Here is a 17,789-nt window from a genome sequence, read left to right as displayed (position 1 = left end):
CCGCCCGAGGTCGCCTCCGGCTCCGTGGATTCATCAGTCACTCCCCCATCATCCCAAAGACGCCGTGAGGAACAATTCCGCCCATGACTCGCGTCGTTGTGATCGCCACCGGAGGCACCATCGCCACCAGCACCGACCAACACGGAATAGCCCGGCCGACCCGCAGTGCCACCGACCTGGTCCACGACCTGGGCACCGGGGTGCAGGTCGACACCGTCGACCTCATGTCGGTCGACAGCTCCGAACTGACGCCGGCCGACTGGGACCGGATCGCTGCCGCGGTGCGTGCCGCCGGTGACGCCGACGGGATCGTCATCACGCACGGCACCGACACCATGGAAGAAACCTCGTTGTGGCTCGACATCACGTACGACGGTGCCGTGCCGGTGGTCCTGACCGGCGCCATGCGCAGCAGCGACGCACCCGATGCCGACGGCCCGGCAAACCTGCGGGACGCGATCACCGTGGCCGCCAGTGCGTCCGCCTGCGATCTCGGGGTGCTGGTCAGCATGGCGGGCCAGGTGTGGCAGCCCCTCGGCGTCACCAAGGCCGGGCACGGTTTGCTCGGCACCGCGGTCGGGTCGGTCAAGGACGGCTCGTTCATTCCCGACGGCGTCAAACAGCGGCCACGACTCGGCGCATTGTCGGCGGCGTCCGCGCCGCGGGTAGACATCGTCGCCGCGTACGCCGGCAGCGACGCGCTGGCGATGGACGCGTTTGCGGCAGCCGGCGCCGGCGGATTGGTACTCGAGGCACTCGGCTCGGGCAATGCCGGGTCCAAGGTGCTCGCCGAGGTGCAGCGGCTGTGCGCCGCCGGTGTTGCGGTGGCGATTGCGACACGGGTGCCCGGCGCGCGCGTCACATCGGGCTACGGTCCCGGGCGGGCGTTGCTGGACGCCGGGGCGGTGTCCGCGGGCAGCTTGCGCGCCGCCCAGGCCCGGGTGTTGCTCATGGCGGCACTCGCCGCGGACATGCCCGTCGCCGACGTGTTCGCTGAATGGGTTTGACGAAACTGTCCCACTGGGTGGACGACTTGCCCGTCGACGAGCGCGAAATTGACGAACCAATGATAATTTCCCCCACGCCCAACTCCCGGGGGAAAGACATTGGAATTGACGGCGCTCGGTAGCCGACACCAACCGCAGAAACGCCTCGACATTCAGGGCATGCGCGCGATCGCGGTGGCCCTCGTCGTGCTGTTCCACGCGGAGCTCCCCGGATTCGGCGGCGGTTACGTCGGTGTCGACGTCTTCTTTGTGATCTCCGGATTCCTGATCAGCACGCACCTGTTGAGCGAGCTACGCCAGCGCGGGCATATCCGGTACGGCGCGTTCTATGCCCGGCGGGTGCGACGGCTGCTGCCGGCCGCCTTGACCGTCATCGTCGCCACGGTGGCCGCAGCCGCCTGCTGGGTGTCTCCCCTGCAGTTCGGGTATGTCGTCAAGGACGCCATTGCCGCGACGTTCTACGTGCCGAACGTCCTGTTCGCCTACCGCGCGACCGACTACCTCGCCGACAAGACGCCGTCGCTGTTCATGCACTACTGGTCGCTCGGCGTGGAGGAACAGTTCTACCTGCTGTGGCCGGCGTTGCTCGTCGGGCTGTTCGGCCTGGTCAAGCTGCGCAGCCGTCGCGTGGCTGCCATCGCCGCGGTCGTCGCGGCATCGTTCGCGCTGTGCGTGTGGCTGACCGGCTTCTCGCAACCGAACGCGTTCTTCATCCTGTTCGCACGGATTTGGGAATTCGGCGTCGGCGGCCTCGTCGCGCTCATCCTGCTGACTCGTGGCCGCGTCTTCGGTGACCGCGTCGGTGCCGTCGCCGGCTGGGCCGGGCTGGCCGCGATCGTCGGCAGCGGTGTGCTGTTCTCCACCGCCACCGAATACCCCGGCGACGCCGTGGCGGTGCCGGTGCTCGGCACCGCGCTGCTGATCGCGGCCGGCCCCGTCCGCCGGGGACCCGCGGCACTCCTGAGCCTGCGCCCGCTCACCTGGATCGGCGATGTCTCGTACTCGCTGTACCTCGTGCACTGGCCCCTGCTCGTGCTGCCCGTCGCCGCCACCGGCTACATGCACACCTCGCCCCTGTGGTTGCGTGTCACGATCGTCGCGGCCTGTGTCCCGCTGGCGTGGCTGCTCTACCGCTACGTCGAGCAACCGGGCCAGCATCTGACATGGCTGAACGCGGCCCGCCCGCGCCGCACGCTCACCGCGACCGCCGGCGTGATGGCCGCTGTCTGCGCCGTGGTTCTCACTGTCGCCGTCTTACAGAGCCCGACGTTGGACGCGGGCCGACCCGCAGCACATACCCAACTGAGCCTGAAACCCGCCGGCACCCCGTATGTGCCGAGCAATCTGAATCCCCGGCTGTCTGCCAGCGAAAGTGCCCAACCCGTCATCTATGCCAACCATTGCCACCGTGACGAATGGGCCACCGACCCGGCCGGCTGCACGGTGGGCACCAACCCCCAGGCGCCGCTCGTCGTCCTGTTCGGCGATTCCCATGCCGCACAGTGGTATCCGGCGCTGTCAAAGTTGGCCGACCAGGGGTTGATCCGGTTGGACAACCGCACCAAGAGCCACTGCCCTTCGGCACACATCCACATCGCCCACTACCCGCGCTGCGACCAGTGGCGCGAAGGAGTACTCGACAGCCTGGCCGACACCAAGCCCGCGCTGATCTTGCTGGCAGGCTGGGGCGCCAGCTACATGCGCGACACCACGGACGCAACAGCGCGCTGGCGGAAAGCACTCACAGACACCCTCGACGAGTTGCCGACGCGATCGCGCGTAGCGATGATCGCCGACACCCCGTCAACCGGTGTCCCGCCGTCGTACTGCCTGGGTCTCTTCCCCACCGACACCCAGCGGTGCGCACTTCCGCACAGCAAGGCGCTGGACGCGCGCGTCCGCCTGGCCGAACAGGATCTGGCGGCCAGGGGCGCATTCGGCTATCTGGATTACACCGACTACTTGTGCAACGACACCGTCTGTCCGGCCATCCTCGGTGACACCCTCGTCTACCGAGACGGGCATCACCTCACGACCGACGTGAGCGTCCAACTGGCGCCAGTGGTTGCTGCGGGCCTGATGCCGCTGCTCAGCGCGGACGACGAACATGTCGAGCCGGGACCGGCCGATATGGCGGTAACGGGCACCGGCTTGCCGGATCGAGGGCACGGCTTGCGGCCCCACCACGACTAGTTCGTGCCGTCGTCGGTCGGCAGCTGTGCCAGATAGTCCTGCCAGTCCAGGCTGTCGACAGGGTCGGCGCGGGTGATCTCCGGATCGTCGGCCGCGACGGTGCGGGCCACCCCGGGACCGCTGGCCCGGGTCTCGAATCGCACTGTCATGACGCCATGCCCGGCGCCCTGCACCCAGCCGTGGCCGTGATCCGGATGCCGCACGTCATCGCCGACGCGCCACGGGGATTCGGCCGGCGTGGCGCTCAGCGGGCCGGCCTCACCTGCCGAGGTGGCGACCTCGGCATCGTCCGCCATCTCCAACTCCGGGAACAGGGACTCCTGCCGGGCGTCGGTCAGGCCCGAAAATCCAACGCCCACAAGGCGAATCGGACCGATCTCGATGGGATCGAGCAGCAACCGGCGGGCCGTCGCCGCCAGGGTCGACGGGTCGGTCGTCGCGTACGGCAACGTGGCCGAGCGGGTCAACGTACTCATGTCTGACTTCTTCAGCTTCACCGTGACGGTGCGGGCACCGCGCCCGTCGCGCTGCAGCCGGCGGTGCGCGTGCTCGGCGATGGGCCCGATCCTCTCGCGCAATTGGTCAAGGGTCGTCAGGTCGACCTGGAACGTGGATTCGGCGCTGATCTGTTTGGCCTCGGCGCGCTCGACAACCGGCCGGTCATCGATGCCGCGGGCCAGCCGGTGCAACGCCGGGCCGACGGTGCCGCCGAGGACGTCGGCGGCCTCGGCATCGGTGAGCGCCGCCAGCGCGCCCACGGTCTCGATGCCCAGCCGGTGCAGCTTCTCTTCGGCTACCGGCCCGATTCCCCACAGCTTGCGGACCGGTAGCGCCGCCAACAGCGAGCCCTGCTCGTCGCCACTGATGATCCGGACCCCGTCGGGCTTGGCCAGACCCGACGCGATCTTGGCGACCTGTTTGCCCGAACCGGCGCCGACCGAGGCCACCAACCCCGTCTCGGCGCGCACCGCGGCCCGCAGGTCCTGACAGAACTGCCGGACCTCGTCGGGCTCGGCACCGACCAGCTCGGCCGGCTCACCGAACGCCTCGTCGAACGACAGCTGCTCCAGCACCGGCACCACGGCACGCACCGCGTCGAGCGCCCGCCGGCTGGCCACCGAATACACCGCGCCACGCGGCGGCAGCACGACGGCGGACGCACCGACGAGCCGCCGGGCCTGATGCATGGGCATCGCCGAGCGGGCGCCGAATCTGCGGGCCTGGTAACTGGCCCCGGCCACCACGCCACGACCACCGAGCCCGCCGACCAGCACCGGGCGGTCCCGCAACGTAGGCCGGGTCAGCTGCTCGACGGACGCGAAAAAGGCGTCCATGTCGAGGTGCAGGACCCAGCGATCCACAGTGGCCAATGCTATGTCGATACCCTTCTCGGCATGAACGACGTGCCGATCCGTGACGAATCGATCCGGCTGGGGCAGTTCCTCAAACTGGCCAACCTCATCGACAGTGGCGCCGACGCCAAGGCGGTCATCGGCGACGGCATGGTGCGCGTCAACGGCCAGGTCGAGACACGGCGCGGACGGCAGCTGCGTCCCGGCGACACCGTGACCTTCGAGGGGCAGTCGGCGCGGGTCAGCGGCTGACCCGCGCCCGGGGCCGTCAGGCCTTCGCGATCGCGGCCCGGACGCCGTCACCGACGTCGGCGCCGTCGGCCAGCTCGCCCGCATCCACCACGGTGAAACCGGTGGCCAGGATCTCGCCGGCGATCAGGTCGGCGTGGGTGGTCGCCCACTGCTGCTTGTCGGCCGGCACCGCGAACGTCACGGTGATGCGGTCGGACACGTCGAGGCCCGTGGCCTTGCGCAGGTCCTGCAGCTCGCGGATCCGGTCCTTCGCCCAGCCCTCGGCTTCCAGCTCGGGAGTGACGGTGGCGTCGAGCACCACCAGACCCGCACCGTCAGGCAGCGCCGCGGTGAAGTCCGGTTCGGCCGCAACGAGTTTCGAGCTGTACTCCGCCGGCAGCAGCACGGCGGGGCCGGCGGTCAGCGTGCCGTCGGGGTTGACGACGCCCTCCCCGGCCTTGACCGCCTTGATCGCGGCCTGCACGTCCTTGCCGATGCGCGGACCCGCGACGCGCGCGTTGACGGTCAGTTCGAACTTGCCGTAGGCGTCGATGTCGTCGGACAGTTCGACGGCCTTGACGTTGAGCTCGTCGGCGATGAGATCCTTGAACGGCGCGAGGGCCGACGGATTATCTACGGCCACAGTCAGTTTCGGCAACGGCAGCCGCACGCGCAGCTTCTTGGCCTTGCGCAGCGACGAACCCGCCGAGCACACCTCGCGCACGCGGTCCATCGCCGCGACCAGCTCGGGGTCGGCCGGGACCACACCCGCTTCAGGCCAGTCCGTCAGGTGGACGGAACGCTCGTCGGTCAGCCCCTGCCACATCTTCTCGGTGGCCAGCGGCAGCAGCGGTGCGGCCAGGCGGCAGGTCACCTCGAGCACGGTGTGCAGCGTGTCGATGGCGTCGGCGTCCTCTTCCCAGAACCGCGAACGGGACCGGCGCACATACCAATTGGTGAGCGCCTCGGCGAACTGGCGCAGCTGCTCGCAGGCGCCCGAGATGTCGCACGCGTCGAGCGACTCGGTGAGGGTGTCCCGCAGGTCGGCGAGCTTGGCCAGGATGTACCGGTCCAGCACGTGCGTCGAATCCGTGCGCCACGTGCCCTTCTTCGGTGCATACAGCGCCAGGAAGGAGTACGCGTTCCAGACCGGCAGCAGCACCTGCCGGACACCGTCGCGGATGCCCTGCTCGGTGACGATCAGGTTGCCGCCCCGCAGGATCGGCGAGGCCATCAGGAACCAGCGCATGGCGTCCGAACCGTCGCGGTCGAACACCTCGGACACGTCCGGGTAGTTGCGCAGCGACTTGCTCATCTTCTGGCCGTCGTTGCCCAGCACGATGCCGTGCGCCACACAGGTCTTGAAGGCCGGGCGGTCGAACAGCGCGGTCGCCAGCACGTGCATGGTGTAGAACCAGCCGCGCGTCTGGCCGATGTACTCGACGATGAAATCGCCCGGGAAGTGAGCTTCTTCGCTCGCCGAACCGTCGAACCAGTCCTGATTCTCGAACGGGTAATGCACCTGCGCGTAGGGCATCGAGCCCGAGTCGAACCAGACATCGAAGACGTCCTCGATGCGGCGCATGGTCGATTTGCCGGTCGGATCGTCGGGGTTGGGCCGGGTCAGCTCGTCGATGTAGGGCCGGTGCAGGTTGTCGGGGCGGACGCCGAAGTCGCGTTCCAGCTCGTCGAGGCTCCCGTAGACGTCGATGCGCGGGTAGGCCGGGTCGTCGGACTTCCACACCGGAATCGGACTGCCCCAGTATCGGTTTCGCGAGATCGACCAGTCGCGGGCATTGGACAGCCACTTGCCGAACTGGCCGTCCTTGACGTGCTCGGGGTACCAGGTGATCTGCTGGTTCAGCTCGACCATCCGGTCCCGGAACTCGGTGACCTTGACGAACCACGACGACACCGCGCGGTAGATCAGCGGGTTGCGGCACCGCCAGCAGTGCGGGTAGGAGTGCTCGTAGGTCTCGTGGCGCAGCAGGACCGCTGCGTTGACCGCGGCCGGGCCGGTGCCGTTCTTGAGGTCCTTGATGATCTGCGGGTTGGCCTCGAAGACCTGCTGACCCTGATAGTCGGGCACCGTCGAATCGAACCGGCCCGTGGAGTCCACCGGCGTGACGGCGACGATCCCGGCGGCGTCACAGGTGGCCTTGTCGTCCTCGCCGTAGGCCGGCGCCATGTGGACGATGCCGGTGCCGTCCTCGGTGGTGACGAAATCACCCTGCAGCACCTGGAACGCGTTCTGCGCCTTGTCGCTGTCGACGAAGAACGCGAACGGCGGCAGGTAGTGCGTGCCCAGCAGTTCGGCGCCGAGGTAGGTGCCGACGACCACCGGCTCTTCGCCGAACTCGCGCGCATAGGCCGCCAGCCGCGGCTCGGCCAGCACGTAGTTCTGCTCGTCGGGGCCCACCACCTGCACGTAGGTGACCTCGGGGTGCACGGCGACGGCCTGGTTGGACGGCAAGGTCCACGGAGTCGTGGTCCAGACCAGGAGGCGGGCACCGGCCACCGGGCCGTCGGTCGCGACGAACCCGACGGTCAGCGCCGGGTCCTGCCGGCTCTGGTAGACGTCGTCGTCCATCCGCAGCTCGTGGTTGGACAGCGGCGTCTCGTCGTTCCAGCAGTACGGCAGCACGCGGTTGCCCTCATAGGCCAGGCCCTTGTCCCACAGCTGCTTGAACGCCCAGATCACCGACTCCATGAACGTCAGGTCCAGGGTCTTGTAGTCGTTGTCGAAGTCGACCCAGCGGGCCTGGCGCGTGACGTAGGACTGCCACTCGTTCGAGTACTTCATGACCGACGCCCGACACGCGTCGTTGAAAGCGCCGATACCCATGGCCTCGATCTGGGCCTTGTCGGAGATGCCGAGCTGGCGCTGCACCTCGAGCTCGGCGGGCAGGCCGTGGGTGTCCCAGCCGAATCGGCGCTCGACCTTGTAGCCGCGCATGGTGCGGTACCGGGGAACGATGTCCTTGACGTAGCCGGTCAACAGGTGGCCGTAGTGCGGCAGCCCGTTGGCGAACGGCGGACCGTCGTAGAAGACGTATTCGGGGGCGCCGTCGCGGCGCGCGATGCTGGCGCGGAAGGTGTCGTCACGGGCCCAGAACTCCAGAACCTCGGTCTCGAGGTCGGGGAAATTCGGTGTGCCACTGGCGGTCTTGGGGTACGCGCTCACGTCTGGTCTCCAGTGCCGTCAGCACCAAACGGTGCTCAGTTCCAGGCACGGGGACGACGATCTCGCGTCTGGACGCGAGTGCCGCGGTACCACCCCGCTTGCGCACCGCCGACCCCGGAAGGTCGCACGCGTGCGCCGCTCAACTGCAGGCGATGACGGGCCCACCCGTTCGGTTCTACTGAGCCGCGGCGTTGATGGCCCCGGCCGTTCTTCCGAATGCTCCCCGGTGATGGCCGGATCGATGCGAATGCAGCGATTCTAACGGGCGCGGGCCGCCGCGGATCACGCCGGACTACTCCGCGACCGGCAGGGCCTCCGAGGCGAGCTCGATGACGGCGTAGGAGAACTGCTCGGCGAGTTCTTCCACGGTGTAGGGCTCGAACTGGTGCCGGGCGTACCACCAGTCGACGTGCAAGGCGTCGTCGGCGTGGAACGCGCGGACCTCGAGCGTGTGGGCCGGGCCCGGGTGCTCGCCGTCGATGGCGGACATGCCGTAACTGAACAACACGTCGGCAACGTCGTTCGGGTCGGCCGCGGCGGCCGCCAGGGCGCCGCGGACCGCCTGCACCATCGCGGTGGCGTCGACGTCCGATGCGGAGACCGCGTCCACCTCGAGCCGCCGGATCACGGCCAGGCCGCCGCCGGAGCGTTCCTTCGCTGCGGCAACGTCGACCGCGGCTCGGCCGGGCCCGATGACCCGTTCGATCGCGCGGCCGAGGGCGGCGATCAGCAGCACCTCGGCATCGACTCCCAGGTATTCGACCGCGCCCTCGAGCTCGGCGGTGATCACCGGCGACAGCGGGGCCTCGAGGCGCCGCATGTCGACCGCAGTACCGGCGGTGTCGAAGCCGCCGAACTCGTAGTCGGCGACATGCATCGTCGCCGCAGCAGCAGAAGGGAGAACGGCGTCGAACTCACCGGCGTACGCAAGAGTCATGTGATGCAGACTACAACACGATTCCCAAATTTGGGACATAGCTCCCGAAACTGTGACGCCCATGTCAATTACGGCTTATGTGTCGCAAAAACAGTTGCTAGCAACCAAAGGGGGGAAGGGTCTATCGTGGCAGAGTGCCCCGAACAGACCAGAACGGCAGACAGCTCAAGGCGCTGCTCGACTACATCTTCGACGGCGACGTCGAAGCGAGGGAGATCTACGGTGCGCTCGGAACGTCGAGCAGTACGTACTACCGGCGAATCAACGAGGCCGACTATCCCAACGCGGAAGAGCTCCGCCTGGTGGCCGATCACTTCCGGTTGAGCTATCCCGACCTGCAGGTTCGGTTCGGCCTGATGAGCCACGACGAGGTCATCAACTACATCCAATCGGCACCCCTCGCGGTTGCCACGGCGGCGCCGGCGGTCCCCAAACGCGCCACAAAGTTGTCGGAAATGACGCGACGTGCTGATGCGCCGCCGCTATGACCAGTAGAATCTGAGCGTTCGCAGGCGCTGGCAAAGGCTCCAACCATGGCTCTCACATTGCTCATAACCATCACTCTCGCCTGTATGGCGTGGAGTTTGTGGATTCGTCGCGTCACCTGGTCGTGCCGCTGGGAAGTGGCAGCGACCCTCAACATCGCGCTGCAGGCCGCCGCCGTCGCCCTGATGTCCCCGATGGCCGCCGACACCCTGGGCCGCGCCATCCACTCGGCAACCGGTGTGTGGAACCTGCCCGCCTACCTCGGACATGACTGCTACATCGTGGCCGCCTCGGCCATCGTCTACAACGCCATCGGCCGCCTGGCCGACGACGCCGCCATGCAGAAGATGTTCACGCAGTACATCGAGCGGCCCGCGACCCTGTGCATCCCGGTGCTGCTCGCGCTCTTCTCGATGAGCGTGGCCGGTCGCGAGTACTCCCCCGACCTGTTCACCATGCCCACCGACGGCTGGCTGGCCGCGTACTGGCTGGTGCTGTGCGGCACCCTGACCTACCTGCTGGTGTTCGGCGGCCGCGCCCTGCTGGTGTTGCGCAAGAACCCCGACTCGCGGCGCATCGCCAACATCTATCTGTTCGCCACCGCCAGCGGCATCCTGGCCTGCGCCACCCGCATCCTGACATCGCTGGTGCCCGAGCTGCAGCCCCTCGAAGACGGCAAGTTCGTCTGGGTCTTCGCCTGCATGTGCGGCGGGGTCTTCGCGCTGGCGTCCGCGCACTCGTGGCTGATCAAGACCAAGTGGTTCTCGAAGGCGGCCCACTGAGCCTCCAGCGCTGACCGTCGGAGACTCGTCAGCAAAAGGCCCGATCCGTCAAAATCTGCGAGGATGCCTTACTCTGCTATCCGGCACCCGGTGTCAGTTTGACTGTGTTTCACCACCTTCGACGACACCCGGCCTTCACCCCTGCCCGAACATCCCCGAGGAGGAAGTGTCCGTGATCGAGTCGTCTCTGCCGGCCGTCCTGCGCGAGCGCGCCAGCCTGCAACCCAACGACGTGGCTTTCACGTTCATGGACTACGACACCGACCCCGATGGCGTGGCCAAGACCCTCACCTGGGCTCAGCTGTACCAGCAGAGCGTCGCAGTGGCGCACGAACTGCGCCAGCACGGTGAGATCGGCGACCGCGTGGTGATCGTCGCCCCGCAGTGCCTCGAATACGTCGTCGGCTTCCTCGGCGCCCTCGAGGCCGGCATGATCGCCGTCCCGCTGACCCAGCCGATCATGGGCCACCACGACGAGCGCGTCATCTCGGTCATGAAGGATGCGCAGCCGGTCGTGGCCCTGACCACCGCGGCCAGCAAGGACGCCGTCGCGCAGTACGCGACGCCGAACGACGACGGCCGCAGCCCCGTCGTCCTCGCTGTCGACGAACTGGACCTGGAGACGCGTCGTAAGCCGTTCTCCCGCCGCGAAGTTCGGCCCGAGACCGCGTACCTGCAGTACACCTCCGGCTCGACCCGCACCGCCGCCGGCGTGATGGTCTCGCACCGCAACGTCTCGGCCAACTACGAGCAGATGATCGCGGTCTTCTTCTCCGAGTGGGGCAAGGTCGCGCCGGCCGGCAGCACCGTGGTGACATGGCTGCCGCTGTACCACGACATGGGCCTGCTGCTCGGCGTGTGCACGCCGATCCTGGGCGGCTGGCACACCGTGATGACCAGCCCCATCTCGTTCCTGGTCAAGCCCGCCCGCTGGATGCAGTTGATGGGCAGCCACAAGAACGTCATCACCGCCGCGCCGAACTTCGCCTTCGACCTGGCCGCCGCGCGGACCACCGACGAGGACATGGCCGGCAAGGACCTGAGCACGGTCCTGACGGTCTTCAGCGGCGCCGAGCGCGTACAGCCGACCACCGTGAAGCGCTACATCCAGCGCTTCGCCAAGTTCGGGCTGCCGGGCAAGTCTGTCCGCCCGAGCTACGGCCTGGCCGAGGCGACCCTCTACGTGGCATCCCGCGAATCTGGCGAGCCGCCGACGGTCGTGGAATTCGACACCGAGAAGCTTGCCGACGGCATCGTCGAGCGCGTCGAGTCCGGCAGCCCGCTCGTGAGCTACGGCTTCTCGCCCTCCCCCCTGGTTCGCATCGTCGACCCGGAGACCCGCCGCGAGGCTGCCGAGGGCACCGTCGGTGAAATCTGGACGCACGGCGAGAACGTGTGTGCCGGCTACTGGAACAAGCCCGAGGAAACCGAGAAGACCTTCCGCGGCGTACTCGAGGACGCTCCCGAGGGCACCCCGTCGGAGTACTGGCTGCGTACCGGCGACCTCGGCTTCATCTCCGAAGGCTCGCTGTTCATCATCGGCCGGATCAAGGACCTGCTGATCATCCGCGGCCGCAACCTGTACCCCGACGACATCGAGGCCACCGTCAGCGCGGTCTCGGGTGGCCGTACCGCCGCCGTCGGTTTCGAGGAGGACGGTGTCGAACAGTTCGCCGTCGTCATCGAGATGAAGAAGCGCGGCGAGACCGAGGACGAGGTCCGCGAGAACCTGGCACAGGTCAAGCACGACATCACCTCGGCCATCTCCCAGGTGCACGGTGTGAATGCCGCCGACCTGGTGCTGGTCGGCCGGGGCTCGATCCCGATCACCACGAGCGGCAAGATCCGCCGCCAGGCCTGCACCGAGCTGTACCGCAAGGGTGAACTGGCGCGCCTGGACGCGTGATCCACCTCCGGTCCCGGGCTGCGTAGCGCGGCCCGGGATTCGCGGTGGACTGATCCTGCGCTAGGCGCGGGTGAGGAGAATATCGGTTCGCCGGACCGGGGTGGTTCGAATCTCGGTGAGCGGGCGTTCTCTCCATTTCAGATACCACGCATTGCTGTAACCGTTCTCCACTTCGTATGCCACGAAGTTTTGCTGAATTCGCTTGAACAGCACATCGAATGCGGGTTGGTCGTCTTCGGGATTGGCCTCGAAGATGATGCTCATATTCTCGGGAAACGCATCGATATGGTCGAAAATGTCGTTGAGAATGGTTGTTTCAGCACCTTCGACATCCATCTTGATCAGCCGGATACGTGCCAATTCCTCGGCCGAGAGAATATCCAGCAACGGAGCCGCTGCGACTGTCGCGCATTTCTTCCCGCGGCGCGACGGCAAGGTGGTGGTGGCACCGATGTTTCGGGGGCCGAAGTCATACAGGTCGAGTTCGCCCACACGGTCGGAAACCGCCACATTCACCGGGCGGATGTGGTCGGCGAGTTCGGGGTTGCGGTCGAGATTGTGCAGCAGCTTCCGGTAGATGTGCGGTGCCGCCTCGATGGCCACGACGTCGGCTTTCGTCGCCGCGAGCATGGAGTCGTAGCCGATGTTCGCGCCGATGTCGACAAACAGATCGCCCGGAGCCAGACTGCTTTCGATGATTCGCGAAATGGCGGGTTCCCACACGCCGTAGTAGATGATGCTCCGCTGTATCGAGTCGACGGGGTCGCAATGCACGGTGGCCCCGTAATAAGTGGTCGCGTCTCGCGGCTTTCTGAGCCCGAGTTGATACCAGTCGAGAATGCCACCCCCGATCCATCCTGGGAGTGGCCGCAATGAGTCAGCGAATTTCCGGAGATCCATAGCTGATCGAATATCCTGTTCTTTAGAGTCGCGGTGCGATCGCGTCGGGCCCTTCGCACAAATCGACGTCTAAATCCCCCCACCGGACAGCAGGAATTCAACCAGCTTTATTGACGAGAAAGTTCAATTTCCCGGAATTCGATATCGGCTCAGCCGAAGAAGCCGCGGTGCTGCACCGCTCCGGCCGCCTCGAAGGCCGTCGTCATCTGGCAGGCATCACACGTGGCGGCGTAACCGCACTCCGGGCAGAGTTCGACCTCGTCGGACTCCCGGCGGGCCTTGCGCTCGGCCAGCAGCCGTTCGGTGGCGGCGAGGGCCTCGGCCTCCTCGGCCTCTTCCCGCTTGCGTCGCGGCGACTTGGACGGCCACCAGTTGGCGTCGCCGAGCAGTGCCGCCATCGCCGGCACCGTCACCGTACGGACGATGAACGTGTCCAGCAGCAGGCCGACACCGATGATGAAGCCGAGCTGCACGGCGCCCAGGATGCTACTGACCGTCATCGCGAGCATCGACGCCGCGAAGATCAGGCCGGCAGAGGTGATGACGCCGCCGGTCGCGGCGACCGTTTTCACGATCGCCGAGCGCACGCCCCATTTCGCTTCGTCACGTATTCGGGATATCAGCAGCAGGTTGTAGTCGGCGCCGACCGCCACCAACACCAGGAAGGCGATACCAGGCACACTCCACGAGATGTCGTAGCCCAGGATGAACTGGAAGAACACCACGCCGATGCCCAGCGCCGAGCCGTACGACAGCACCACCGACAGCACCAGGTAGAGCGGTGCCACGACCGACCGCAGCAGCTGCACCAGGATCAGGAACACCACGATCAGCGTCACGATGACGATGTACTGGATGTCGCTGTTGTAGTAGTCGCGGATGTCGCGGTTCACCGCGGACAGACCGACCATCGACACCTTCGCGTCGGACAGCGTCGTGTTGGGCAGCGCCGTCTGGGCCGCCTTGACGATCGCGTTGGTCTGGTCCATGGCTTCCGTACCGAACGGGTTCAGCGCCGTCTGCACCAGATAGCGCACCGTGTGTCCGTCCGGGGACACGAACAGCGTCGCGGCCTTCTCGAACTCGTTGCGGCTCAGAATCTCCGGTGGCACGTAGAAACCGGCCATCTGCGGGGTGTTGGCATCGCGGCGCATACCGAGCAGGAACGACGAGGCCTGGTTCAGACCGCCGCCCATCCCCCGGACCTGGTCGACCAGCAACTTCACACCGTCGGCGAGCTGCTTGCTCGAATCGGCCAGCAGGTTGACGCCGTCGACCGCCTGCTGCAGGCGCCGCTCCAGATCCGCGGTGTCGTACAGGCGCAGCTGCTTGAGCAGGCTCGTGATGCTCTCGATGTTGGTGCCCATCCCGCGCACCTTGTCGTCCATGCCGGGGTCGCTCTTGTACTGCTGCAGCATGTGACCGAGGTTGATGACCTTCTGCACCGTCTCGGGGTCGTTGCCCTCGTTTACGTTCTGCAGCCCGATCTTCAGGTCGTTGCACGCCGGGTAGTAGTTGCAGAACGGCGTCGCGTTGAGCGTCTCGAGGGCCTTTCCGGACCACTTGTAGACATCCCCGACGCGGACCAGCTGCCCACCCACGGCGTCGCCCAACGACGTCATCTGGGACACCATCTTGGCCGACTTGTCGAGATCGTCCAGCGTCTTCGACCCGCCGTACTGCTTCTGCAGCGCCGACATCTGGGTCAGCATCTGCCGCACCGGGCCGATCCCACCGAGCACCTGCGTGCGGATCTGATTCAGCGCGTCGGCGAGCTGGTACTCGCCGTCGACGAGCTTCTGCAGCAGCGCGTCGTTGCCGTTGATGAGGTTCGAGGCGTCCTTGAGCTTGCTGCCGACCTCACCGGCCTGGTAGGTCGCCTTGGCCTGCTCCAGCACGTCACCGGTGGGACGGGTGATACCGCGAACGGCGTCGATGTGCGGCAGCTGCGCGACGCGCTGCGCCATCTGTTCCATGTCGGCGAGCGACTTCGGCGCCCGCAGGTCGCGTGGCGACTGGATCAGGATGAACTGCTGCATCGTCGTGCTGATCGGGAAGTGCTTGTTCAGCGCCTCGTAGGCGACGTTGCTCGCCGCGTCGGGGTCGAGGTCTTTGCGGTTGTCGTAGTTGTACCGGACCATCGTGGCGCACCCGGCGAGCGCCAGCAGCACCGCGAGGCTGCCGGCCAGGTGGGTGACCGGACGGCGCACGATGTTGACGCCCGAGCGCCGCCAGAACTTGCCCGTCATGTCCTTGCGCGGCTTGATCCAGCCGCGCCGCCCGACCAGGACGATCAGCGCCGGCAGCATGGTCACGGACGCGAGGAAGCCGACCAGCACGGTCACGGCCAGCGCCGGTCCGATGGTGGCGAAGACCCCGAGGGTGGCGAACGAGAGCGCCAGGAACGTGATGGCGACGGTGCCGGCCGAGCCGGCGATGACTTCACCGATCGAGGTGAGCGCGGAGACCAGCGCGGCATCGGTGGCGACGCCCTGTCTGATGAACTCCTGATATCGGCTGAACAGGAATATGGCGTAGTCGGTCCCGGCGCCCATCATCATGCCGGTCATCAGCACCAGGGTCTGGGGCCCCACCGCGAGACCCAATAGGCCCAGCCCCGCCACCAACTGTTGCGCGACGATCAGCGAGACGCCGATGGTGACCAGCGGCAGCAACATCGCGACCACACTGCGGTACACGATGATCAGGATCGAGAAGACGAGGATGCCGGTGGCCGTCTCGATCATGTGCTGATCGCGGGCACCGATGTCGTTGATGTCCTGGAACGTGGCGGATGCGCCCACGATGTTCAGCGTCAGGTCGCTGCCCTTGACCACCTCTTCGATGGTCTTCTTGGCATTGCGGAACGCCAGCTGGCCCGGGCCGGTGCCCATGCTTCCGACGAGGCTGACGGGCAGCTGCACCGCTTTCCCGTCTTTGCTCGCCATCACCTGGCGCAGCTCGGGAATGTGGATGAAGTCCTGCGTCGACCTGACGTTGGTCTTGTCGGCGTTGAGCTTGTCGACGAGGCGCCGGTAGACCTCTTCGTCTTCCTTGCTGAAGCCCTTGTCGTTGGTCAGCAGGACGACCGCGATGTTGCCGGCGTCGGCCTCGCGGAACGCGTTCTTCATCGCGTTGCTGGCGATCAGCGTCGACGAATCCGGCGGCAGGAACGGCGGCGGGCGGCGGCTGGCGACGTCGACCAACGTCGGAAGTGCGAGAAAAAGGACGATCGCGATGCCGACCCAGGACGCCAAGACCACGACGGGGCGCCGCACCACGAACTTGCCGAGTGCGGCGAAACCCGCATGTGCCAAAGCACCGCTTGGCCTGGCACGTTTCAGCATCCCCGACAGGCTACACGCCGCAAACCGATCTGATGCACCGACCGGCACCTCAATATCGAAGCCGCCGGAGAGCCGCCCGCGCCCCGCCGTGCTGTAATCGGGTGTGCCACTGACGAAGTCATCTCTCCTGTGCCGCACCTCCGGGTGCCGGGCGTCCTCGTTGCCATCCATGCCCCAGCAATGCGGAGATCAGCGGCAGACCGTTATGCTTGGCGTCCTGTGAAGTTTGCTATCGCCATCCATGGCACGCGTGGAGACATCGAGCCCAGCGGTGCCGTGGCCAGAGAATTGCTGCGTCGCGGCCACGAAGTCCGTATGGCAGTGCCGCCGAACCTGGTTTCATTCGTCGCTTCGGCGGGGCTTCCCGAGCCCGCCAGCTACGGTGTGGATTCTCAGCAGCAACTGGATGCGGACATCTTTCGCGACCATCTGAGCCTCAAGAACCCCGTGAGCGTCGTCCGCGAACTCCGGGACTACATGACGCAGGGCTGGCAGGACATGAGCGCCACCCTCACGGAGGTCGCCGCGGACGCGGATCTGCTGCTCGCGGGGACCACCTACCAGGAGGTGGCCGCCAACGTCGCCGAGCATTTCGACATCCCGTTGGCGGCGCTGCACTACTTCCCGTTCCGCCCCAACAGCCAGGTGCTGCCGGTACCGCTGCCGCTGCCCTTGATCCGCCGCGGCTTCGCGGTCGGTGAATGGTTCCACTGGCGCATGCTCAAGGAAGCCGAGGACATCCAGCGGCGTACCCTGAGGCTGCCGCCGGCCACCGTGCGGGCCGTCCGCCGTATCGAGGACCGTGGGGCCCTGGAAATCCAGGCCTACGACGAGGTGTTGTTCCCCGGCCTGGCGGCCGAATACGGCGACGCCAAGCCCCTCGTCGGGTCCATGTCGATGGAGCTGCAGACCGACACCGACGCCGACGTGATGGCGTGGATCGCAAATGGCAAGCCGCCCATCTATTTCGGCTTCGGCAGTATGCCGGTGGAATCCCCCGCCGAGGCCGTCGCGATGATCGACGCGGTGTGTGCCGAGCTCGGCGAGCGGGCGCTGATCAGCTCGGGCGTCTGGGATCTGCCGGACACCACCACGCTGGGCGACCACGTGAAGCTGGTCGGTGCCGTCAACCACGCCGCGGTGTTCCCGCTGTGCCGGGCCCTGGTCCACCACGGCGGCGCCGGTACCACCGCGGCCGGGCTGCGTGCCGGCGTGCCGACGGTCGTGCTGTGGGTCAGTGCCGACCAGCCGGTGTGGGCCGGGCAGGTCAAGAAGCTGCGGCTTGGCGCGTCACGCCGGTTCTCGAAGACCACGCCGGCGTCGCTGAAGTCCGCGCTGCGCACCGCGCTGCAGCCGGAGTGCGCCGAGCGGGTGCGGGCTGCTGCCGCGCGCATGACGAAGCCCGCGGACAGCGTCGCACGCACCGCGGATCTGCTGGAAAAGGCCGCCCAGGCCTGTTAGGGG

Annotated in this window: 12 protein-coding genes; 7 read left to right on the top strand and 5 right to left on the bottom strand. The window is 67.0% G+C overall.

Translation table 11 applies throughout. From position 1 onward, the window contains the following. Positions 1 to 83 precede the first annotated feature (83 nt). Positions 84 to 1,007 (top strand): asparaginase, encoded by a 924-nt coding sequence (locus ACZ5IQ_RS14955; RefSeq protein WP_464480000.1) that lies wholly within the window; start codon positions 84 to 86, stop codon positions 1,005 to 1,007. A gap of 159 nt (positions 1,008 to 1,166) precedes the next feature. Further along, positions 1,167 to 3,200 carry an acyltransferase family protein gene (locus ACZ5IQ_RS14950; RefSeq protein WP_464479999.1) on the top strand — a complete coding sequence of 678 codons (2,034 nt, stop codon included), beginning with the start codon at positions 1,167 to 1,169 and terminating at the stop codon, positions 3,198 to 3,200. On the opposite strand, the gene ACZ5IQ_RS14945 is transcribed toward ACZ5IQ_RS14950, so the two are convergent. Beyond that, complete coding sequence (locus ACZ5IQ_RS14945; RefSeq protein ID WP_464481473.1) at positions 3,197 to 4,534, bottom strand: DNA polymerase IV; 1,338 nt, start codon at positions 4,532 to 4,534, stop codon at positions 3,197 to 3,199. The genes ACZ5IQ_RS14950 and ACZ5IQ_RS14945 overlap by 4 nt on opposite strands. A gap of 60 nt (positions 4,535 to 4,594) precedes the next feature. Here ACZ5IQ_RS14945 and ACZ5IQ_RS14940 point away from each other — a divergent pair, with 60 nt between their 5' ends. Beyond that, entirely contained in the window at positions 4,595 to 4,804 is a 210-nt protein-coding gene (locus ACZ5IQ_RS14940; protein ID WP_061000815.1) for an RNA-binding S4 domain-containing protein, read from the top strand. A 16-nt stretch (positions 4,805 to 4,820) separates the two neighbouring features. Here the strand turns inward: ACZ5IQ_RS14940 and ileS are convergent, their stop codons facing one another. Further along, positions 4,821 to 7,967 carry an isoleucine--tRNA ligase gene (gene ileS, locus ACZ5IQ_RS14935; protein ID WP_061000817.1) on the bottom strand — a complete coding sequence of 1,049 codons (3,147 nt, stop codon included), beginning with the start codon at positions 7,965 to 7,967 and terminating at the stop codon, positions 4,821 to 4,823. Between the two features lie 292 nt (positions 7,968 to 8,259). After that, the gene (locus ACZ5IQ_RS14930) at positions 8,260 to 8,904 is read right to left on the bottom strand and encodes a hypothetical protein (protein WP_131808715.1); all 645 of its coding nucleotides are present in this window, start codon (positions 8,902 to 8,904) and stop codon (positions 8,260 to 8,262) included. 134 nt (positions 8,905 to 9,038) lie between these two features. On the opposite strand from ACZ5IQ_RS14930, the gene ACZ5IQ_RS14925 reads away from it, so the two are divergent. The 3 genes from ACZ5IQ_RS14925 to ACZ5IQ_RS14915 all read left to right on the top strand — a co-directional run bounded on the left by ACZ5IQ_RS14925 (position 9,039) and on the right by ACZ5IQ_RS14915 (position 12,078). Then, a complete protein-coding gene (locus ACZ5IQ_RS14925; protein ID WP_464479998.1) occupies positions 9,039 to 9,392 on the top strand; it encodes an XRE family transcriptional regulator in 354 nt (117 codons plus the stop codon). Positions 9,393 to 9,437: 45 nt separating this feature from the next. After that, positions 9,438 to 10,172 carry a hypothetical protein gene (locus ACZ5IQ_RS14920; protein WP_464479997.1) on the top strand — a complete coding sequence of 245 codons (735 nt, stop codon included), beginning with the start codon at positions 9,438 to 9,440 and terminating at the stop codon, positions 10,170 to 10,172. A gap of 166 nt (positions 10,173 to 10,338) precedes the next feature. Continuing rightward, a complete protein-coding gene (locus tag ACZ5IQ_RS14915; protein ID WP_073696517.1) occupies positions 10,339 to 12,078 on the top strand; it encodes an AMP-binding protein in 1,740 nt (579 codons plus the stop codon). A 60-nt stretch (positions 12,079 to 12,138) separates the two neighbouring features. Here the strand turns inward: ACZ5IQ_RS14915 and ACZ5IQ_RS14910 are convergent, their stop codons facing one another. Both ACZ5IQ_RS14910 and ACZ5IQ_RS14905 read right to left on the bottom strand, forming a co-directional pair. After that, positions 12,139 to 12,978: an FkbM family methyltransferase gene (locus ACZ5IQ_RS14910; RefSeq protein WP_061000822.1), complete on the bottom strand. Its 840-nt coding sequence runs from the start codon at positions 12,976 to 12,978 to the stop codon at positions 12,139 to 12,141. Positions 12,979 to 13,127: 149 nt separating this feature from the next. Next, complete coding sequence (locus ACZ5IQ_RS14905) at positions 13,128 to 16,325, bottom strand: MMPL/RND family transporter (protein ID WP_464479996.1); 3,198 nt, start codon at positions 16,323 to 16,325, stop codon at positions 13,128 to 13,130. Positions 16,326 to 16,544: 219 nt separating this feature from the next. On the opposite strand from ACZ5IQ_RS14905, the gene ACZ5IQ_RS14900 reads away from it, so the two are divergent. Beyond that, positions 16,545 to 17,786 carry a glycosyltransferase gene (locus ACZ5IQ_RS14900; protein ID WP_464479995.1) on the top strand — a complete coding sequence of 414 codons (1,242 nt, stop codon included), beginning with the start codon at positions 16,545 to 16,547 and terminating at the stop codon, positions 17,784 to 17,786. Positions 17,787 to 17,789: the final 3 nt, after the last annotated feature.

The organism is Mycobacterium toneyamaense, assembly GCF_055384815.1.
This window is presented reverse-complemented; position numbering and strand designations above follow the sequence as displayed.